General features: G+C 54.6%; 19 protein-coding genes. All 19 read left to right on the plus strand.

Going from position 1 to position 18649, the window contains the following annotated elements; all coding sequences use genetic code 11:
- Positions 1 to 19: 19 nt before the first annotated feature.
- The gene (locus FZ041_RS00110; RefSeq protein WP_075442718.1) at positions 20 to 826 is read left to right on the plus strand and encodes an LpxI family protein; all 807 of its coding nucleotides are present in this window, start codon (positions 20 to 22) and stop codon (positions 824 to 826) included.
- Between the two features lie 82 nt (positions 827 to 908).
- On the plus strand, positions 909 to 2072 hold the full coding sequence (gene lpxB, locus FZ041_RS00115) for a lipid-A-disaccharide synthase (RefSeq protein ID WP_149188120.1): 1164 nt from the start codon (positions 909 to 911) through the stop codon (positions 2070 to 2072).
- Between the two features lie 16 nt (positions 2073 to 2088).
- The gene (gene msbA, locus FZ041_RS00120) at positions 2089 to 3819 is read left to right on the plus strand and encodes a lipid A export permease/ATP-binding protein MsbA (RefSeq protein ID WP_075442720.1); all 1731 of its coding nucleotides are present in this window, start codon (positions 2089 to 2091) and stop codon (positions 3817 to 3819) included.
- Positions 3820 to 3837: 18 nt separating this feature from the next.
- Entirely contained in the window at positions 3838 to 6345 is a 2508-nt protein-coding gene (gene lpxK, locus FZ041_RS00125; protein ID WP_149188121.1) for a tetraacyldisaccharide 4'-kinase, read from the plus strand.
- 31 nt (positions 6346 to 6376) lie between these two features.
- Positions 6377 to 7108 (plus strand): 3-deoxy-manno-octulosonate cytidylyltransferase, encoded by a 732-nt coding sequence (gene kdsB, locus FZ041_RS00130; RefSeq protein ID WP_149188122.1) that lies wholly within the window; start codon positions 6377 to 6379, stop codon positions 7106 to 7108.
- A gap of 34 nt (positions 7109 to 7142) precedes the next feature.
- Entirely contained in the window at positions 7143 to 7970 is an 828-nt protein-coding gene (gene kdsA / locus FZ041_RS00135; protein WP_149188123.1) for a 3-deoxy-8-phosphooctulonate synthase, read from the plus strand.
- A 50-nt stretch (positions 7971 to 8020) separates the two neighbouring features.
- Positions 8021 to 8992 carry a KpsF/GutQ family sugar-phosphate isomerase gene (locus FZ041_RS00140; RefSeq protein WP_075442723.1) on the plus strand — a complete coding sequence of 324 codons (972 nt, stop codon included), beginning with the start codon at positions 8021 to 8023 and terminating at the stop codon, positions 8990 to 8992.
- Position 8993: 1 nt separating this feature from the next.
- On the plus strand, positions 8994 to 9554 hold the full coding sequence (locus FZ041_RS00145; RefSeq protein WP_075442724.1) for a KdsC family phosphatase: 561 nt from the start codon (positions 8994 to 8996) through the stop codon (positions 9552 to 9554).
- A gap of 38 nt (positions 9555 to 9592) precedes the next feature.
- Positions 9593 to 10504, plus strand: a complete 912-nt coding sequence (locus tag FZ041_RS00150) for a lysophospholipid acyltransferase family protein (RefSeq protein WP_149188124.1) — start codon at positions 9593 to 9595, stop codon at positions 10502 to 10504.
- Positions 10504 to 11055 carry an LPS export ABC transporter periplasmic protein LptC gene (gene lptC / locus FZ041_RS00155; protein ID WP_149188125.1) on the plus strand — a complete coding sequence of 184 codons (552 nt, stop codon included), beginning with the start codon at positions 10504 to 10506 and terminating at the stop codon, positions 11053 to 11055. Before FZ041_RS00150 ends, lptC begins: the two co-directional genes overlap by 1 nt.
- Positions 11052 to 11741, plus strand: a complete 690-nt coding sequence (locus tag FZ041_RS00160; RefSeq protein WP_149188126.1) for an LptA/OstA family protein — start codon at positions 11052 to 11054, stop codon at positions 11739 to 11741. The genes lptC and FZ041_RS00160 overlap by 4 nt, the downstream gene beginning before the upstream one ends.
- Before the next feature lie 37 nt (positions 11742 to 11778).
- On the plus strand, positions 11779 to 12498 hold the full coding sequence (lptB, locus tag FZ041_RS00165; protein WP_075442728.1) for an LPS export ABC transporter ATP-binding protein: 720 nt from the start codon (positions 11779 to 11781) through the stop codon (positions 12496 to 12498).
- A gap of 14 nt (positions 12499 to 12512) precedes the next feature.
- Positions 12513 to 13613: an LptF/LptG family permease gene (locus FZ041_RS00170; protein WP_149188127.1), complete on the plus strand. Its 1101-nt coding sequence runs from the start codon at positions 12513 to 12515 to the stop codon at positions 13611 to 13613.
- A gap of 39 nt (positions 13614 to 13652) precedes the next feature.
- Positions 13653 to 14876 carry a DUF3084 domain-containing protein gene (locus FZ041_RS00175; RefSeq protein ID WP_149188128.1) on the plus strand — a complete coding sequence of 408 codons (1224 nt, stop codon included), beginning with the start codon at positions 13653 to 13655 and terminating at the stop codon, positions 14874 to 14876.
- A 50-nt stretch (positions 14877 to 14926) separates the two neighbouring features.
- Positions 14927 to 15343, plus strand: coding sequence for a RuvC family protein (locus FZ041_RS00180; RefSeq protein WP_149188129.1), 417 nt, complete (start codon positions 14927 to 14929; stop codon positions 15341 to 15343).
- On the plus strand, positions 15333 to 15797 hold the full coding sequence (locus FZ041_RS00185) for a deoxycytidylate deaminase (protein WP_075442732.1): 465 nt from the start codon (positions 15333 to 15335) through the stop codon (positions 15795 to 15797). The genes FZ041_RS00180 and FZ041_RS00185 overlap by 11 nt, the downstream gene beginning before the upstream one ends.
- Positions 15798 to 15898: 101 nt before the next feature.
- Positions 15899 to 16951 carry an MraY family glycosyltransferase gene (locus FZ041_RS00190; RefSeq protein WP_149188130.1) on the plus strand — a complete coding sequence of 351 codons (1053 nt, stop codon included), beginning with the start codon at positions 15899 to 15901 and terminating at the stop codon, positions 16949 to 16951.
- Between the two features lie 76 nt (positions 16952 to 17027).
- Positions 17028 to 18191 carry a non-hydrolyzing UDP-N-acetylglucosamine 2-epimerase gene (wecB, locus tag FZ041_RS00195; RefSeq protein WP_149188131.1) on the plus strand — a complete coding sequence of 388 codons (1164 nt, stop codon included), beginning with the start codon at positions 17028 to 17030 and terminating at the stop codon, positions 18189 to 18191.
- A gap of 53 nt (positions 18192 to 18244) precedes the next feature.
- Entirely contained in the window at positions 18245 to 18490 is a 246-nt protein-coding gene (locus FZ041_RS00200) for an AtpZ/AtpI family protein (RefSeq protein WP_149188132.1), read from the plus strand.
- Positions 18491 to 18649 lie beyond the last annotated feature (159 nt).

The following is an 18649-nucleotide window of genomic DNA, read 5'->3' on the forward strand; positions in this document are numbered from 1 at the left end:
AGTTAAGGGAGTTATCCGCATGGAGAAGATTGGACTGCTGGCCGGCATTGGATTCCTGCCGGTAGAGTGCGCCAAGGCAGCCAGAGCACAGGGCTATGAGGTCTATGTTGTCGCTTTGTTGCCAGAGACCGAGAAATGCCTGCAGGAGTATGCGACAGATTATCAGGAAATCGGCGTATTCAAGGTGGGGAAGATTCTCAAATACCTGCGTGATAAAGAAGTCACGCAGGTTACGATGATCGGCAAAGTCACAAAAGAGCTCTTATATGCGCATAAGACGATGCCGGACTTCAAGACGATGCAGATTCTCATGAGCCTCAAGAACCGCAAAGACGACACGGTCATGGAGGCCTTGGTGGATGTTTTGGAGAAGAATACTGGCGCCAAGGTTGTCGATCAGACGGCCCTGATCCGTCCGCTGATGCCGGCTGCCGGCACGCTTACGCGCCGGCAGCCGACGGCTGAGGAGCGCAAGGACATGGAGTTCGGCTTCAAGATGGCGAAGGAGATCGGGCGCATGGACGTCGGCCAGACTGTGGTGGTCAAAGACCTGGCAGTCATGGCACTGGAGGCCATCGAGGGGACGGATGCCTGCATCCGCCGCGGTGGCCAGCTGGCCCGGGGCGGTGCCGTTGTGGCGAAGGTCGCTAAACCGCAGCAGGATAAGCGCTTCGATGTGCCGGCCGTTGGCCTCACGACGCTCAAGACTATGGTGGAGGTCGGAGCCAAAGCTTTGGTCATCGAAGCTGGTGAGACGCTGCTGGTGGAGAAGGACAAGGTCTTGCAGCTGGCTGATGCGAACGATATCACCATTGTTGCGATGTGATTGGGAGACGCAGTGGATACGAAAAAATTGTGTCCACTTGCGTCTTTTTTGTGTATAATAGAGAGTGGACTATTATGAGGAAATGCAGGAGGTGATTCGCATGAAAATCATGTTTTCTGCCGGGGAAGCATCCGGCGATGTACATGGCGAGCAGCTGGCCACGTCGATTCTGCGCATGGATCCATCGGTTGAGCTTATCGGCTTTGGCGGTGCGCAGATGGAACAGGCAGGAGTACGGCTCTATGAGAATTTTGCCGATTACAATGTCATGGGCGTCTGGGAAGTGCTCAAGAATCTGCGGCGCATCCTGAAACTATTGGACGGGCTTACAGCGTTTATGCGTGAGGAACGGCCAGATCTGCTGGTGCTCATCGATTATCCGGATTTCAACTGGCGGTTGGCCAAACGGGCCAAGCAGCTTGGCATACCGGTGTTCTCGTATATTCCGCCATCGGCTTGGGCCTGGCGCAAGGGGCGGGCCAAGTCCTGTGCAAAGCTGGCCGATGAGTTTGTGGCCATCTTTCCGCACGAGCTGCCCGTCTATGAGGCAGCGGGAGCGAATATCTCGTTCGTAGGCAATCCGCTGGTCGATAAAGTCCGGGCGAAGATGCCACGCGAGGAGGCGCGGCGTTATTTCCGCATTCCGGCGGACAAGACGGCGGTGCTTTTGATGCCGGGCAGCCGCCGCCAGGAAATCGAGCTGCTGCTGCCGGCGATGCTGCAGGGGGCCAAGCTGCTGTTGGAGCGCAGACCGGACACACTGCTGCTGCTGCCCGTAGCCGATGGCATCGACGAAAGCCGTATCCGGCAGCTGATCGATGCGGCCGGAGTGCCGGTGAAGCTGGTGCATGATGACCGGTACTCGCTGATGGGGGCTGCCGATGCGGCAGTGGCCACGTCGGGAACCGTGATCATGGAAGCGGCGCTGCTGGATCTGCCGTGTGTGGTTCTTTACCGGTTGTCGCCGCTATCGTATGCGATCGGCCGGCTGCTGGTCCATGTGGAGAATTTCAGCCTGCCCAATATCCTGCTCGGCGAGCAGTTTGAACGGGAGCTGCTGCAGGATGAGGTGACGCCGGAAAACATTGCCGGTGAGCTTGAGAAGCTCTATCCGGGGCACCCGCACCGCAAGCTGGTGGTGGATAAGCTCCAAGCCGCTTGTGCTAAACTGGGAGGCCCTGGCGCATCGTTCCGCGTGGCGGAGAAGATTCTGGCGGCGGCGCGCCGTTTGGCAACAGCAAAATGATTATCGGGGGACAAACATGAAGAATTATCGACGGCTGCTTCAGTATATGCGGCCTTATCTCAAGCAGCTGTTCTTGGCTATCATCTGTATTATCGTGGCAGCCGGCTGCAATCTATACTTGCCTTGGATCATCAAGGATATGATCGACAAGGTGCTGGCTGAAAAAGACATGATGATGCTCAACGTGATCTGCGTGGGCATCGTCGTGGTATTTTTAGTGCGCGGTATTTTCTATTATGGCCAGTCGTATCTGGTGTCATATATCGGACAGAAAGTCATCATCGATGTGCGCGAGGTCATGTTCCGTAAGTTCCAGCGCATGCCGATGGCTTACTTCGATAAGCATCAGACGGGCGAGACCATGAGCTTCATCACCAACGATGTAGCGGCAATCCAGTCCGCACTTGTCGATCAGCTCATCGAGATGGTGACAGAGGGTTCCATCCTCATCGGCTCGATTGCGATGATGATCTATCTGGACTGGAAGCTCTCTTTGCTGACTCTGGTGGTCATTCCGCTGGTGGGCCAGGCTATGAAGATCTTCGGCCGCAAGATCAAGCGCAACGGTACAGTCATCCAGGAGCGTATGGCTGATATCACCTCGCTCTTGCAGGAGAGCATCTCGGCTATCCGAGTTGTCAAATCCTTTGTGCGTGAGAAATATGAGACGGATCGTTTCCAGCGCCAGAATCAGCTCAACTTCCAGGCGGCCATGAAGAATGTGCAGCTCACGAGCCTGCTGACGCCGACCGTTGAGTTCCTGGCAGCTGTATCGGTCACCTTCATCGTTTGGTTCGGCGGCTATGAGGTCGTCAACAACGAGATGACGGCCGGTGCACTTGTGGCCTTCTTGACCTATGCGGTCAATCTGGCCAATCCGGTCAAGCGCCTGTCGCGCGTCTATGGCAACCTGCAGCGTGCGATGGCTGCTGTCGACCGTGTCTTCGCGGTCATCGACCTTGAGGAGCCAATCCACGACAAGCCTGGTGCCAAGCCGCTGCCGGAAATCGCCGGTGCGGTCAAGCTCGATAAGGTGACCTTCGAGTACAAGAAAGGTGTACCAGCGCTCAGCGATGTATCGCTGGAGGCCAAGCCAGGCCAGATGATTGCGTTCGTAGGGCCCAGTGGTGCCGGCAAATCGACGATCGCCAACCTGATCCCGCGGTTCTACGAGATCACGGAAGGGGCGATTTCCATCGATGGACAGGATATCCGGGATGTCACGGTAGCTTCGCTGCGTGAGCAGATCGGTATCGTGCCCCAGGAAACGGTGTTGTTTTCGACGACGGTGCGTGAGAATATCCGCTATGGACGCCTGGATGCGACGGATGAAGAAGTCGAGGCGGCGGCCAAGGCGGCCAATGCCGATGAATTCATCCAGAACTTGCCGCAGGGCTACGACACGAAGATCGGTGAGCGCGGCATGAACCTGTCAGGCGGCCAGCGCCAGCGCATGGCTATCGCGCGGGCCATTTTGAAGAATCCGCGCATCCTGATCCTGGACGAGGCCACGTCGGCGCTGGACACGGAAAGCGAGAAGATCGTACAGGCGGCCCTCGATAAATTGATGGTCGGCCGCACGTCCTTTGTCATTGCGCATCGTTTGTCGACCATCTTCAACGCAGACCAGATCTTCGTCATCGATGGCGGCAAGGTCAGCGAGCATGGAACGCATGAAGAGTTGTTGAAGCGTAATGGTCTGTACAGTTATCTGTACAACATCCAGTTCAACAAGCAGAACGTCTAAGGAGGAAGGGAAAGCGATATGCAATTTCTCTACAATATAGCGGCGATACTTGTCGTCATATTGATCATCCCCGTGTTCATGGTCCGTTCGGTCCGTGAAAAGGGCTTTGTGGAACGGATTCGGCAGAGTCTCGGGTTCTTTCCCGCCCATGCGCTGGATAAGGTAGCCAAGAAGCACTGTATCTGGGTGCATGCGGCTTCAGTTGGCGAGATCGTCGCCACGAGTCCGCTCATCAAAGAATTCCGTCGCGAGTTCCCGAAGACGCCAATCATGGTGTCGGTGGTCACGACTAGCGGTTATGAGATGGCGAACCGCATCATTAAGGATGCAGATGCCATCATCTATTTCCCGTTGGACCTGCCGTTTTTGGCTGGCAGCGTGCTGCGCCGCATCCATCCGCGCGTCTTCCTGCCGGTGGAGACGGAGCTCTGGCCGAATTTCCTGAAAACGGCACGGCAGATGCATATCCCCGTTATGATGGTCAACGGCCGTATCAGCGACCGCAGCGTTAAGCAGTACAAGCATCTGCGCAGCATCCTGTCCGATATGATTGGCACCGTGAAGAAATTCGCCATGCAGTCGCAAATTGATGCGGACTATATCATGCGCCTCGGTGCACCGCCTGAGCTGGTCACTGTCACGGGCAACACGAAATTCGATCAGACCTATACCGATGTGAGCGCCGAGGAGAAGGCAAAGATCATTGCGGAGATGGGGCTGACGGATAATGAGGGGATTTTCCTGGCCGGATCGACGCATCGCGGCGAGGAGGACCTTGTCCTTGCTGCCTTTACGGCTGTGCGCCATAAGCATGCAAGGGCTAAACTGGTTATTGCTCCGCGTGAGCTGCTGCGCACTCAGGAGGTCATCCACCTGTGCAAGAAAGCAGGGTTTACGGTCACAACGCGCACGAAGCTCCAGCAGCAGGCATCCCAGGATGAGGATATTGTGATCCTCGATACGATCGGCGAGCTGGGCAAGGTGTACAGTGTCGGTGATGTCGTTTATGTTGGCGGCAGCCTCATCCCCCATGGCGGACACAACATCCTCGAGCCTGCGGCTCATGGCAAAGCCATCATCGTGGGGCACCATATGTTCAATTTCAAGGATACCCATGCCTTGTTTAAGAATCGCGATGCCTGCATCACCGTAAATGATGAGAAGGAACTGATAGAGGAAACGGTGCGTCTCTTTGACGATCCGGATCATCGTCATCGTATGGAGGCGGAGACGCTGGCCATCGTCAACGAGAATAAGGGGGCGTCCCGCAAGTCGGCGGTGATCCTGCGCGAGACGCTCGAAGAATACGAGAGCGATCCTGAGAACCGCCAGCTGGCCCGTTCTACGCAGAAAATCGACAATTTCCAGACATACTTCATCGATCTTGTCCACAGTAAGGAAGTCAATGGCTTTTGTGCGCATATCATTATGGCGGTGTTGTATGTTTTCTCACGGATCTACGTGGGCTTGGTCAACCTCAAGCTGGCCGGATATCGCATCGGTCTGTTCAAGCAGCGCCGCCTTGGCTGCTATGTCATCAGTCTCGGCAATGTGACGGTGGGCGGAACGGGCAAGACGCCGACGGCCCAGCGGTTGGCCGCGGATATCCGTAATATGGGCTATCGTGTGGTCATCTTGAACCGCGGCTATCGGGCCAAATGGCATGGTGAGGTCGGCATTGTCTCAGATGGCCAGCGGCTGCATATGAGTGCAGCTGAGGCCGGTGATGAGGCCTTCATGCTGGCCAAGCATTTGCCCAACGTGCCGGTGCTTATCGGTGCTGAACGTGCTGTAACGGGACAGTATGCCATCGACCATTTCGGCGCTGAGGTCGCAATCCTCGACGATGGCTATCAGCATTGGCAGCTGGAACGCGATATGGATATCCTGCTCATCGATGCCGTCAATGTTTTCGGCAATGGCTATATCCTGCCGCGCGGTACGCTGCGTGAGCCGGTATCCCATATCAGCCGTGCGGATGTCTGCCTGATGACCAAGGTCGATCAGGCAGCGGCCGGTTCCTGTGAATATATCCGTGAGACTGTCAAGCGTTATAATCCGGCGGCAACTGTGGTGGAAAGCATCCATCAGCCGCGCTGCTTTGTGCCTCTGGCGGACTGGTATGTCGATATTGCCGGTGAGGGCATCGACGTGAGCCGGATGCGTGGCAAGAAGATCATGGCCGTATCGGCTATCGGTAATCCGGCCTCGTTTGAGCAGACCCTGTCGGATCTGGGCACGGTCATCCTTGAGAGCCTGCGCTACCCGGATCATCACGATTATACGATGCAGGAGATGTCTGATATCCTGCATCAGGCCAAGAACATGGGGGCTGATGCCATTGTCATCACGGAAAAGGATGCAGTCAAGGTTCCGGCGGAGGTCATCCAGGCTGGCTGGGATATCCCGGTTTATGTCATCTGTGTGGAAGTAACGTTCCAGACGGGAAGGGATGCATTCAGGCATATGCTTAAAGATCGGCTGGCCGAGCGCTTGGGCCCCAGAGAGACAAAGCAAAACAAGTAATCATGATTCCCAGGAAAGGATGGTATATGCCATGAATGTATTATGTGTCATACCTGCCCGCTACGCTTCGACGCGCCTGCCGGGCAAACCGCTCAAGGATATCGCTGGCAAGCCGATGGTCTGCCGGGTCTATGACCGGGCTGCCAAGGCGGCCAAGGTCAGCCGGACGCTGGTTGCTACGGATGATGAGCGCATCCTGCAGGCGGTAGAGGAGCATGGCGGTGAGGCCATGATGACGCGCAAGGACCATCCGACGGGAACGGACCGGCTGGCTGAGGTGGCGGCGGCTTTCCCGGATGCGGAGCTCATCATCAATGTGCAGGGCGACGAGCCGCTCATTGAACCGGCGCTCATCGACGAGCTGGCCAGCGTGTTCGAGACAGATAGTGAACTGCAGATGGCTACTGTAAAGACCGAGATGACGGAGAAGGATGAACAGGAAAATCCCAACAACGTCAAGGTTGTCACCGATAAGAACGGTTACGCGCTCTACTTCTCGCGGTCGCTGCTGCCGTATCCGCGCCATGCGGGTTGCCCGGTATACAAGCATATCGGCATCTATGCCTATAAGCGGGATTTCCTGCTGCAGTATGCCAAGATGGAGTCGACGCCGCTGGAGACAGCAGAGTCCCTCGAGCAGCTGCGGGCGCTGGAGAATGGCTACCGCATCAAGGTGGTCGAGACGAAGGCCAAGTTTGTCGGCGTCGATACGGCCGAAGATCTGCAGAAGGTCAACGAGATTTATCAGAAAATGGGTTTATAATAAGAGTTGTAAATTTTTTAAAGGAGAGGCGAGTATGAACAAGGTAAAAGTGGGAAACTTTGAAATCGGTGGCGGCGAGAAACTGACGCTGCTGGCTGGGCCATGCGTGTTGGAGGGCCTTGACCGCTGCCTGCTGATCGGCCGCACCATCAAGGAAATCTGTGCGCGTCTGGACATCAACTACGTATTCAAGGCTTCGTTTGACAAGGCCAATCGTTCCTCCTTCCATAGTTTCCGCGGGCCGGGCATGGAAAAGGGCATCGAGATGCTCCAGCAGATCAAAGAGGAGCTTCAGGTACCGGTAGTCACGGATATCCACGAGACGTATCAGGCTGAGCCGGTGGCGAAGGTGGCAGATATCCTGCAGATCCCGGCTTTCCTGTGCCGTCAGACAGATCTCCTGCATGCGGCTGCGCAGACGGGGCGGGCCGTCAACGTCAAGAAGGGCCAGTTCCTGGCACCTGAGGATATGCGCAATGTAGTGGACAAACTCCACGAGAGCGGCTGCAATCAGATCATGCTGACGGAGCGCGGCGCTTCGTTCGGCTATCACAATCTGGTGGTCGATATGCGTTCGCTGCCCATCATGCGTTCCTTCGGCTATCCGGTGGTCATGGATGGCACGCACAGTGTCCAGCTGCCGGGCGGCAATGGCACGACTTCGGCTGGCAACCGCGAATACGTCGAGTATCTTGTCCGGGCGGCAGTCGGTGCTGGCATTGATGCACTGTTCCTCGAAGTCCATGACAATCCGGAGGAGGCACTCTCCGACGGCGCCAACATGGTTTATCTGGACAAGCTCGAGGACCTGCTCAAGGATGCTGTCGCTATCCATGAGATCGTGCGCCAGAAGAGAAGCTGAGCAAACGCTGATTTCGGTTCGTTTACGGGTATAAGGGGAAAAGACTTGTGATGAAGATAAAAGAAAAGGCAATTGAAACACTGGAGATTGAAGCTGAGGCTGTACTGAAGCTCAAGGAGCGCATTGATGATGAGTTCGTGGCGGCTGTGCAGTGCATCCTGGACTGTCAGGCACGCGTTGTCGTGACCGGTATGGGCAAATCGGGCCATATCGGCCGCAAGATCGCGGCTACGCTGGCGAGCACTGGTACGCCGGCATTCTTCATGCATCCGGCTGAGGCCTTCCATGGCGATCTGGGTATGGTCACGGAGCGCGACGTAGTCATTGCCATCAGCAATAGCGGCGAGTCGTCGGAGATCGTCAATATCCTGCCGATCATCAGCCGCATCGGCGCGACGATCATCGCGATGTCAGGGCGCCGTGAGTCGCAGCTCGGCAAGGCCTGTGACCATTTCATCGATATCGGGGTCGCGCGCGAGGCTTGCCCGCTCGGACTGGCTCCGACGGCCAGCACGACGGCGACGCTGGCCATGGGCGACGCCGTGGCGATGGCGCTGATGTCGGTGCGCCACTTCACAAGTCAGGATTTTGCTCTTTATCATCCGGGCGGAGCTTTGGGCCGCCGCTTGCTCCTCAAGGTTGCCGATGTCATGCATACGGGCGAGGAGAATCCGATTGTCCTGCAGGATAAGACGGCGAAGGATGCGCTCTTCATCATGACGGACAAGGGCCTCGGGGCTGCTTCGGTGGTGGATGAGCAGGGCAGATTTGTCGGTCTCATCACCGATGGCATCATCCGCCGGGCACTGGCCAAGGATTACAAGTTCCTTGACGAGTCGGTCAAGAACATCATGTTCGAGCAGCCGCTCACCATTGCGCAGGATGAGCTGGCGGCGGCGGCACTCTCGGTCATGGAGAAGCATAAGCCGCGTCCGGTCACCGTACTGCCGGTCATCGATGATGACCAGACGCCAGTGGGCATTGTCCACCTGACGGATCTGCTGCGTCAGGGGGTTGTCTGATATGGAACAGAAAAGTGGTGCGCTGGAGCGGGCGCAGGCCTTGAAGCTGATCATCTTTGATGTGGATGGCGTGCTGACTGACGGCGGGATATATATCGGCGAGAGCGGCGAACTCTACAAGCCGTTCTTCTGCCGCGATGGACTGGGCATCACGCTGGCACATAAAGCCGGCCTCAAGACAGCCATCATCACGGGGCGCAAGTCCTCTCAGGTAGCTTTCCGCGCTGGGGAGCTGCATATCTCGGAGGTGTTCCAAGGCAGCTTGGATAAGCGCGCAGCTTATCGCACGCTGAAGGAAAAACTCAATCTGCGGGATGAGGAGATCGGCTATATCGGCGATGATCTCATCGATCTGCCCATCATGTGCCAGGTCGGTCTGCCGATGGCCGTGGCTGATGCGGTGCCGGAGGTCCGCCAGCAGGCATTGCTGACGGCGGGCTTTGCCGGTGGCCAGGGGGCTGTCCGGGAGCTGATCGAATTCATCCTGAAGGCGCAGGGCAAGTGGCAGGCACTGCTTCAGGACTTTTACGAGCCGGACGCTGGAAGCGGCTTGGCTCAGTGATACTTTTGCTAGAAACATTTTGTGGAGGAACGTAATCCATGCATTATAAATTCGTGATGTTTATGAGCTGGCTCATATGCCATACGCCATATGGCTTGCTTATGGCGGCTGGCCGCGTGCTGGGCAATCTCTACTATCTTCTGATCAAGAAGGAGCGCGAGCGTGCTGTGGCACAGATGATGCCGGCCTTAGGCTTGTCCGAGGCCGAGGCTCGCAAGGTGGTGCGGGAGTCCTTCGTGAATCTGGCACGCAATGTATTGGAAATCCTCTATATGCCGCGGCTTAATGAACAGAATTTCACCAAGTACATCGAGGTCGAACACCTAGAGCGCATGCGCGATGCTCTGGCGGAGAACAAGGGCGTTGTGGTTCTTACTGGCCATATCGGTACCTGGGAATGGCTGTCCGCAGCGTTTTCACTCAATGGCATGCCGGTCACGGCCATTGCCAAGCCGCAGCCGAATATCCAGTACACCCAGGCTCTTGATGACCTGCGCAAGACAATTCATGTAGAGATCTTCTCGCGTGGTACGAGTGAGCTCATTGCAGCTGCCCGGGCCCTCAAAAAGGGCAAGATCCTGGGCTTCCTGGCCGATCAGGACGGCGGCCCGGGCGGTGCTTTCATCCCGTTCCTGGGCAAGATTGCATCGACGCCGATGGGGGCAGCCGTTTTTTCCCGCAAGTTCAATTCACCGGTCATCCCCGCGTTTATCCTGCGCCAGCCGGATGGCAAGCATAAGGTGCTCGTTTGCGAAGCCATGCGTTACGAGGATACGGGCGATACGGACAAGGATCTGTTTGACTTCACGGTGCGTATGACCAAGGTCGTAGAGCAGGTGATCCGCGAGAATCCTACCCAGTGGCTATGGTTTCAGAAGCGTTGGAATACGACGCCGGATATGCAGAAAACGGGCAAGCATCACACGGTAAAAACACGGGAGACTAAGTAATGAGTAAAAGAAATAAATTTCTAGCTGGCCTGGGTGTGTTGGCTTTTGTTGCCTTAGTGGTCTGGGCTGTGTCTACGGTTCCGGATGTTGAAAAAATAGTAGATAAGACAGATGAGCCGCGCGTAATGACGTATGATGATAATACGTTGAGCGAGGAAAAAGATGGCCGCAAGATTTGGGAATTGAAGGCGGAACACATGGTGGTAAACGTTGATACACAGGATGTGACGCTGGAGAAAATCACGGGGCACTTTTATGCGGAGGATGGCCGTGTCGTAAATGTGACAGCTGATGGTGGATCCTATGATAATGGGACTAAGGATATTGCCATAAAGGGGAATGTAGATATTACCACCAGTGATGGTGCTAAATTGACTAGTGATGAGCTGCGCTGGGCGGCGAAGGAAGCAAGGTTAGCTGCAATTGGCAATGCTACGGCGACAAAAGATGATATGAAGGCTGTCGGTGAAAAAATTGAGAGTACAGATGGCTTTAACAAAATCAAGATTACCGGCAAGGCACACCTTGTTAAGGGAGGAAACGACAAATGAAGATAAGCAAGATGAAAAAGATATTAATGGCGCTGTCTATCGGCGTGATCCTGCCAATGACGAATTTGAGTGCCGCAGGGAATGAACCAGCTTCGCTTGATGCTGATACGGTTACTTATGATATGAGTACAGGAGAGGCAACTGCCGATGGGAATGTGTTGTTAACGCGTGGCACCGCTAAGGCTACAGGTGCGAAAGCAACCTATAATACAAAGACGATGGCAGCTACACTGGAGGGGGACGTCATTGCCATTCGCGAAGATTTGCGTGTAACCTGTGCGAAGATGGTATCGGACGGAACAGGACATATGCAGGCAATTGGCAATGTTTATGGTGTGAAACAGGACAAGACTTTTCGCGGCGAGCTTGTGGATTACTACCCAAATCAGAACAAATATGTGCTGATCCCGAATGGTGGTACCATGACGAGTGCTGATGGCACGTTTACCGCAGATAAGATTGAAGGCTGGCTTGATGATGAGCATTATGTCGGGACAGGAAATGCTCATGTTGTAAGTCCTCCACGCAATATGGAAGCTGGCGGTGATCGTATGGATTATCGTGGTAAAGATCAAGGTGTCGTGGTGGTAACAGGTAATGCTTGGGCTATACAGGACAACAATACAATGAAAAGTAATCGATTGACAATGTATCTTGCACAGGATGGTAAGGCTAAGGTACAATAAAAAGATATTAATCCGAAGTTTTTGGAGGGTATGAGCTTTGCATATCGAAGCGAAGAATCTGGTAAAGAAATTCAAGGAGCGGACAGCCGTTGACCGGGTGTCCCTGCGGGTAGATAAAGGTGAGATCGTCGGTCTTCTGGGGCCAAACGGTGCCGGCAAGACGACATCGTTCTATATGATCGTAGGGCTTGAGCGTCCTACCTCTGGTGAGGTATATCTGTCGGATATCAATATCACGGAGCTGCCGATGTATCGCCGGGCGGAACTCGGCATCAGCTATCTGACGCAGGAGGCGTCCATTTTCCGCAAGCTCACGGTGCGTGAGAATATCATGGCCATCCTTGAGACGACTAAGCTTTCCAAGGCGGAGCAGATCACGAAATACAAGGAGCTCATCGAGGAGTTCCACATCGGCCATGTGCAGGAGCGCAAGGGTACGGAGCTTTCGGGCGGTGAGCGCCGCCGCGTGGAGATCGCGCGCTGCCTGGCGCTGGAGCCGCAGTTCATTCTGCTCGATGAGCCGTTTGCCGGTGTCGATCCGCTGGCGGTGGCAGATATCCAGGAAATCATCCAGTATCTGCGCCAGCGTGGCATGGGCATACTGATTACGGACCATAACGTACGTGAGACGCTGCATATCGTCGATCGTGCCTACATCCTCAGCGAAGGCAAGATCCTGCTGGAAGGCGACAGCCAGACCATCGCGAACAGTCCGGTGGCCAAGAAATTCTACCTCGGCGAGAATTTCACGCTTTGATTGGAGAAAGAACGATGCATTTAAGAATCTTAGATAAATATATATTCCGCGAGGTATTTTTGACCTTCCTGTTCGGCATCGCGGCCTTCACGGCCGTCTTTGTCGGATCGGGAACTTTGTTCAGCATTGCCAAATACATCACGGAATACGGCGCTTCACTGCAGTCGGTGGTGAAGATATTCGTACTGGGCCTGCCAGGCGTCATCATGTGGACGTTTCCGATGTCCATGTTGCTGGCAAGTCTGCTGACCTTTGGCAAGCTGTCGAGCTCCAGTGAGATTACGGCCATGAAGTCGTGCGGCATCAGCTTTTCGCGCATCGCAGCGCCGGCGATAATCATGGGCTTTGTGGTCAGTATCGGGGCAATTGCCTTCAATGAATACGTTGTTCCTTGGGCGAATACGGCATATCATAATGTCCTGTATTATGAAATCCAGGGAAATAGTGGCATGAAGTCCCAGGAACATATTATTCTCAAGGAACTCGATCATGACAAGATAAAGCGTCTTGTCTATGCACGGGTTTATAATGCTGAAACGCAGACGCTTCAGAGCATCACGCTGCAGGAATTCAATGCCGACAGCAAGGTTAGTCATGTCGAGAATGCTGAGTTTGCGGAATGGAATGGCGACGAGTGGATTATGCATAATGGTATGATCTATGATATTGCGCAACAGGATGGGCAAAGTGAGCATACGATGCGTTTTAATAAACAGGTATTGCCCATAAAGGCTAATCCCAAACAGATTGTCCGCGAGCAAAAAGAGCTTGAAGAGATGACGATGAAAGAACTGCGTGAGCAGATTGAGATTATGAAGACGCAGTATGTGGACACAAAGACGGTGGAAGCTGAGCTCTATCAGCGCGTCACCGTGCCGCTGGCGAGTTTGATCTTTGCGCTGGTCGGTGTACCATTGGGGTTGCAGCCGACGCGTAATTCATCCTCGGCTGGTTTTGCGATGAGTGTCATTATTATTTTCTTTTATTATGCACTGATGACCTTGGGCAATGCGTTGGCACGCGGTGGCATCCTGCCGCCGATGCTGGCGGTTTGGATACCGAATATTGTTGGTATGGCGGCAGGGTTTGTCTTAATTCGACGTGCATCGCGGTAAGGGTGCCGAAATTTTTGCAGGAAGGTGGAATGATGGAGGATGTATGGAGTCCTTTTGATTGCAGTGCTGATTGTTACCGGCGGTGCTATCGCGTTTATCGGTGATCGGCTGGGAACAAAAATCGGTAAGAAGCGGTTATCTATCTTTGGCTTGCGGCCGCGGCATACATCGATCATCATCACCATTTTCACGGGTATCTGCATTACGACGCTGACCTTCGGCGTCATGGCGGCTGCTTCGGAAAATGTGCGCACAGCGCTTTTCGGCATGGAGCGGTTGAACCGGACAATGCTGGAGACGCAGGCCAGCCTTAGGGATGCGCAGTCGGACCTGCAGGCGGCACAGATTGAGCAGGAGCGTACGAATGAGGATCTGGCCAAGTCAAAAGAAGATGTGGAAAGACTGCGGACACAGCAGTCGGAACTGGAAGCTGAGTCAGCAAGGTTGCAGGAAGGCAACCGTCTGCTGGAGGCTGCGACGCAGGAGCTGACGTTGCGTAACGATACACTGGCGGCTCAAAACAGTACGCTGAGTGCGCAGAATGGTGAACTTACGGACAGCAATGCGCAATTGACCCAGGATAATGTCACGTTGGAGAAACGGGCAGCAGATTTGCGTGAGGGATTGATTACTATTCGTGAGGGGAATATTGTCTTCCAAGCTGGTGAGGTTATAGCCAGTGGTGTCATTCGTGGTAATCGTCCGGTAGCAGAAGTGGATAGGGATATGCAGACGCTGGCTCAGTTGGCCAATCGTAATGTGTCGGTCAAATTGGGGTTGAATACTTCGGATCAGGATATCTGGATTTATCAGCCGGAATATGAAGCTGCGGTAAAGAAAATCGCAGCCAGCCCGCAAGATATGGTTGTGCGCATCGTTGCTGCTGGCAATTTGTTGCGTGGTGAAGCTGTACGCACGACATTGGCGCTCTATAAAAACAGTGTGATTTATCGGGACAAGGAATTCATCATTGCCCGTCCGTATATGTTGGACGGTGGATCTGACGGTGAGGCTGAGCAGACCGTAATGAGCTTCCTTAAGGATGTCAATCTGGCGGCAACGACCAAGGGCATCCTGCCTGACCCGATCAGTGGATCGGTTGGTGTCATGGAGGGGGCGCAGTTCTACGACATCGTCAATTCCCTGCGCGGCCGTCATGGCGCGGTGGTTCTGTCGGCGTATGCCAATGGCGACACGGATGCGATGGGACCGCTCCGGCTGACACTTCGGTCGGAGCTCCAGACCAATAGCGCCGTTCGTTGAGTGAAAAGTAAGCCTTCCCTACGGGGAAGGCTATTTTATAGGAGGAAGCAATGAATATCGCAGCACTCGATCCTGGCCGTGATAAATGTGGTTTTGCTGTGCTGGCTGGCGATGGTACGGTGCTTTTGCAGCAGGTCATCGCAACGGCTGAGTTGGAGCAGGAAATCCTTATGGCACGGCAGCGTTTTTCGTTTGACTGCCTCATCGAAGGCAACGGTACGACGAGCCAGCAGGCGCGGGATCGGATTGCCGCTGCCCTGCCGGATCTTGTGGTCATTGTGGTCGATGAATACCGCACGACGGAGATGGCTCGTGGTGCGTACTGGCAGGCGCATCCGCCCAAGGGCTGGCGGCGGCTGCTGCCGGTGACTATGCAGGTGCCGCCTGAGCCGGTCGATGATTTTGTCGCCGTGATCCTGGGGCATCGTTATTTGCAGACTAGAGAGGGAGAGAAGCATGAATCGTGAAAAACAGCAGCGTCCGGGCTGGACGGAGTATTTTCTGGATATCGCCAAGGCTGTCGGCCGCCGGGCAACCTGCCTGCGCCGCCGCTATGGTGCGATCATCGTCAAGGATAAGATCATCATCAGCACGGGGTATAATGGTGCGCCGCGCGGTGAAGCGAACTGTATCGATACGGGCATCTGTGAGCGTGAGCGCCTGCATGTGCCCAAGGGACAGAACTATGAGCTCTGCGTAGCTGTCCATGCGGAGCAGAATGCCATCATCAATGCTGATCCTGCAGCGATGGAGGGGGCAACCATCTACATCGTCGGCATCAATGCCGATGGCAGCCTGGCATCGGGGAAGCCATGTCTGCTTTGCCGCCGCATGCTGCGCAACGCCAAGCTGGGCCAGGTAGTCTATTACGAAACCGATGGCAGCATCGTTACTTGCCGTCCGGATGAAATCCATGATTAAACGCTGCATTCAGCTTATTTTCATTGACACTGGCGAACCACTGCGGTAAAATAGGCTTGCTATAAATTTTTGAATGAAAAGGGAAAAAGAGGTGCACTTGTATGCCGGATTATATGATGGCGTTTGTGATTGCAGCCGGTGTGGCTTTGCTCATTACGCCAGGCGTGATCTTTTTGGCGGCCAAGACGGGAGCGATGGATGCTCCTGATGCGAGAAAAGTACATAAAAAACCGATTCCGCGGATTGGCGGATTGGGTATCTATGCAGCGTTCATGGCGGCGATGCTCAGCATCATGTTTGTGGTGCCGATGTCTGCTGAGGTCACGAACGAGCTCATCGGCCTCATGGTCGGCGGTTCGCTGATCGTGTTGGTCGGTATCATCGACGATTACAAGAATCTGCCGGCCAAGGTCAAGCTCGTCGGCCAGATCCTGGCAGCAGCAGTGCTGGTGGTTGTCTTTGATGTGCGCATCGATTTCATCACCGATCCGTTCGGTGACTACATCTACACCGAATGGTTTGCGATTCCGGCGACGATTTTCTGGATTGTCGGTCTCACGAACACGGTCAACCTCATCGATGGTCTTGATGGCCTGGCGGCTGGCGTATCGACCATTGCCGCTATCACGATCTTCCTCGTGGCCTTGCAGCAGGATATCGTGCTCGTAGCCGTGCTCACGGCAGCTCTGGCTGGTGCAGCCTTTGGTTTCCTTTATTACAACTTCAATCCTGCCCGCATCTTCATGGGGGATTCGGGCAGCATGTTCCTGGGCTACATGCTCGCAGGCATCTCGGTGATCGGTGCCGTGAAGAGCGCTGCGACGATCGCACTTATTGTGCCCATCCTGGCACTCGGTCTGCCGATCCTCGACACGACGTTTGCGATTGTCCGCCGTTATCGTGGCGGTGTGCCGATCTTCAAGCCCGATAAGGGTCATCTGCATCATCGCCTGCTTGACTTGGGCTTCAGCCAGCGTCAGGCCGTGCTGCTGATGTATGTGATCAGTGCGCTTTTGGGCCTGAGTGCGGTGGCGCTCACCGAGGTCAGCACGCAGATTGCCATCCTCATCGTCTGCGCGGTCGTGGTGGCAGTGCTCTTCGGGGCAAAGAAGATTGGTATTTTCCGGTTGAATGACTCCGCGCATCAGCATTGAGCCCGCGGGAATATACAGCGTAAGAACCCAGAAGGCAGGTGAAGACCTGCCTTTCTTCATAGAAAGGGGATTTTTGATGGATAAGAAGAAAATCAAGGTGATGACGGTCTTTGGCACGCGTCCTGAGGCAATCAAGATGGCACCGATCGTGCTGGAGCTTCAGAAACATGCTGACAAGATCACGCCGGTGGTAGCGGTGACGGCACAGCATCGCGAGATGCTCGATCAGGTGCTGAACCTGTTCCATATCACGCCGGACCACGACCTTGATATCATGGCACAGGGACAGACGCTCTTTGATATCACGACGAAAGCCATGAAGGGCCTGGATGCTGTGCTGTCTGAGGAGAAACCGGACATCGTGCTCGTCCATGGCGATACAACGACGACATTCGCTGGTGCTTTGGCTGCCTACTATCACCAGACGACGGTCGGCCATGTCGAGGCTGGCCTGCGCACGCACAACAAATATTCGCCGTTCCCGGAGGAGATGAACCGCAAGCTCACGGGCTGCATTTCTGATCTCAACTTCGCGCCGACCCAGACCAGCGAGCAGAACCTGCTGGCAGAAAACGTCAAACCCGAAAGCATTTTTGTCACGGGCAATACGGTCATTGATGCACTGCATCATACGGTCCGTTCCGATTTTGAGTTTGAGGATGAGATGCTGCGCAGCATCGATTTCGATAACAAGCGCATCATCCTTGTCACGACCCATCGCCGCGAGAATCTTGGTGAGCCGATGCGTCATGTCTACAAGGCACTGCGCCAGCTGACCGAGGAATTCGAGGACGTTGAAGTCGTATTCCCGGTCCACAAGAATCCGAAGGTCCGCGAGGTAGTCCGCGAGGAACTCGGCGGCTTGGAGAAAGTCCATCTGATTGACCCGCTCGATTACGAGCCATTTGCCAACCTCATGAGCCGTGCGCATCTGATCCTGACGGATTCGGGCGGTGTACAGGAGGAGGCACCGGCACTGGGGAAACCCGTCCTCGTCCTGCGTGATACGACGGAGCGTCCGGAGGCTGTTGCCGCTGGTACGGTCAAGCTCATTGGTACTGACCGCGAGCGCGTGTATCAGGAAGCTAAGACGCTGCTCGAAGATCCGGCGGAGTATGGCCGCATGGCGGAGTCGGTCAACCCGTATGGCGATGGCAAGGCTTCGGAGCGCATCATCCAGGCAATCCTCTATCATTACGGCCTGGCTGAGAACCGCCCAGATGTATTCAAAGGAAAATAAACCACGTATAAGCCTTCCTGTAATGGGAAGGCTTTTTTGGCAGGGAGACAGATATGGACAAGCAGGGAAATGATGGACAGAAACATGAGGGGCTGCGCCAGGCAGTCAAGGCTTTTTCGGTGCTGGGCGGCATTGGCATATATCTGGTGGTCTTTGTCGGCATTTGTGTATTCTTGGGCAATTTGGCCGATGAGAATCTCGGGCTTGGCTATGCCGGAAAATTGATCGGGATCCTCGTAGGTTTCCCTGGCGCTATCTATACGTTATACCGTCAGCTCAAGCAGGGAAATGTGCTTTGAATGGCGGTATTGATGGAATTGTTGATATTTTGTATTTTGTTGAAAAAATACTTGCCATTCATTAATCAATCGCATATAATAAACATTGCGACCAACGTGGATAAATCAATTTTATTGGTTTATGGTAGTATAAATAAATGTTTTTTATGACTAAATAGG

It is taken from the genome of Pseudoselenomonas caprae, from assembly GCF_008271345.1.
In the GTDB taxonomy this organism is placed as follows: domain Bacteria; phylum Bacillota; class Negativicutes; order Selenomonadales; family Selenomonadaceae; genus Selenomonas_A; species Selenomonas_A caprae.

Coding starts and splice junctions, on each gene's coding strand:
- FZ041_RS00110 (WP_075442718.1), top strand. CDS start 20: ATGGAGAAGATTGGACTGCTGGCCGGCATTGGATTCCTGCCGGTAGAG.
- lpxB (WP_149188120.1), top strand. CDS start 909: ATGCAGGAGGTGATTCGCATGAAAATCATGTTTTCTGCCGGGGAAGCA.
- msbA (WP_075442720.1), top strand. CDS start 2,089: ATGAAGAATTATCGACGGCTGCTTCAGTATATGCGGCCTTATCTCAAG.
- lpxK (WP_149188121.1), top strand. CDS start 3,838: ATGCAATTTCTCTACAATATAGCGGCGATACTTGTCGTCATATTGATC.
- kdsB (WP_149188122.1), top strand. CDS start 6,377: ATGAATGTATTATGTGTCATACCTGCCCGCTACGCTTCGACGCGCCTG.
- kdsA (WP_149188123.1), top strand. CDS start 7,143: ATGAACAAGGTAAAAGTGGGAAACTTTGAAATCGGTGGCGGCGAGAAA.
- FZ041_RS00140 (WP_075442723.1), top strand. CDS start 8,021: ATGAAGATAAAAGAAAAGGCAATTGAAACACTGGAGATTGAAGCTGAG.
- FZ041_RS00145 (WP_075442724.1), top strand. CDS start 8,994: ATGGAACAGAAAAGTGGTGCGCTGGAGCGGGCGCAGGCCTTGAAGCTG.
- FZ041_RS00150 (WP_149188124.1), top strand. CDS start 9,593: ATGCATTATAAATTCGTGATGTTTATGAGCTGGCTCATATGCCATACG.
- lptC (WP_149188125.1), top strand. CDS start 10,504: ATGAGTAAAAGAAATAAATTTCTAGCTGGCCTGGGTGTGTTGGCTTTT.
- FZ041_RS00160 (WP_149188126.1), top strand. CDS start 11,052: ATGAAGATAAGCAAGATGAAAAAGATATTAATGGCGCTGTCTATCGGC.
- FZ041_RS00170 (WP_149188127.1), top strand. CDS start 12,513: ATGCATTTAAGAATCTTAGATAAATATATATTCCGCGAGGTATTTTTG.
- FZ041_RS00175 (WP_149188128.1), top strand. CDS start 13,653: ATGTATGGAGTCCTTTTGATTGCAGTGCTGATTGTTACCGGCGGTGCT.
- FZ041_RS00180 (WP_149188129.1), top strand. CDS start 14,927: ATGAATATCGCAGCACTCGATCCTGGCCGTGATAAATGTGGTTTTGCT.
- FZ041_RS00185 (WP_075442732.1), top strand. CDS start 15,333: ATGAATCGTGAAAAACAGCAGCGTCCGGGCTGGACGGAGTATTTTCTG.
- FZ041_RS00190 (WP_149188130.1), top strand. CDS start 15,899: ATGCCGGATTATATGATGGCGTTTGTGATTGCAGCCGGTGTGGCTTTG.
- wecB (WP_149188131.1), top strand. CDS start 17,028: ATGGATAAGAAGAAAATCAAGGTGATGACGGTCTTTGGCACGCGTCCT.
- FZ041_RS00200 (WP_149188132.1), top strand. CDS start 18,245: ATGGACAAGCAGGGAAATGATGGACAGAAACATGAGGGGCTGCGCCAG.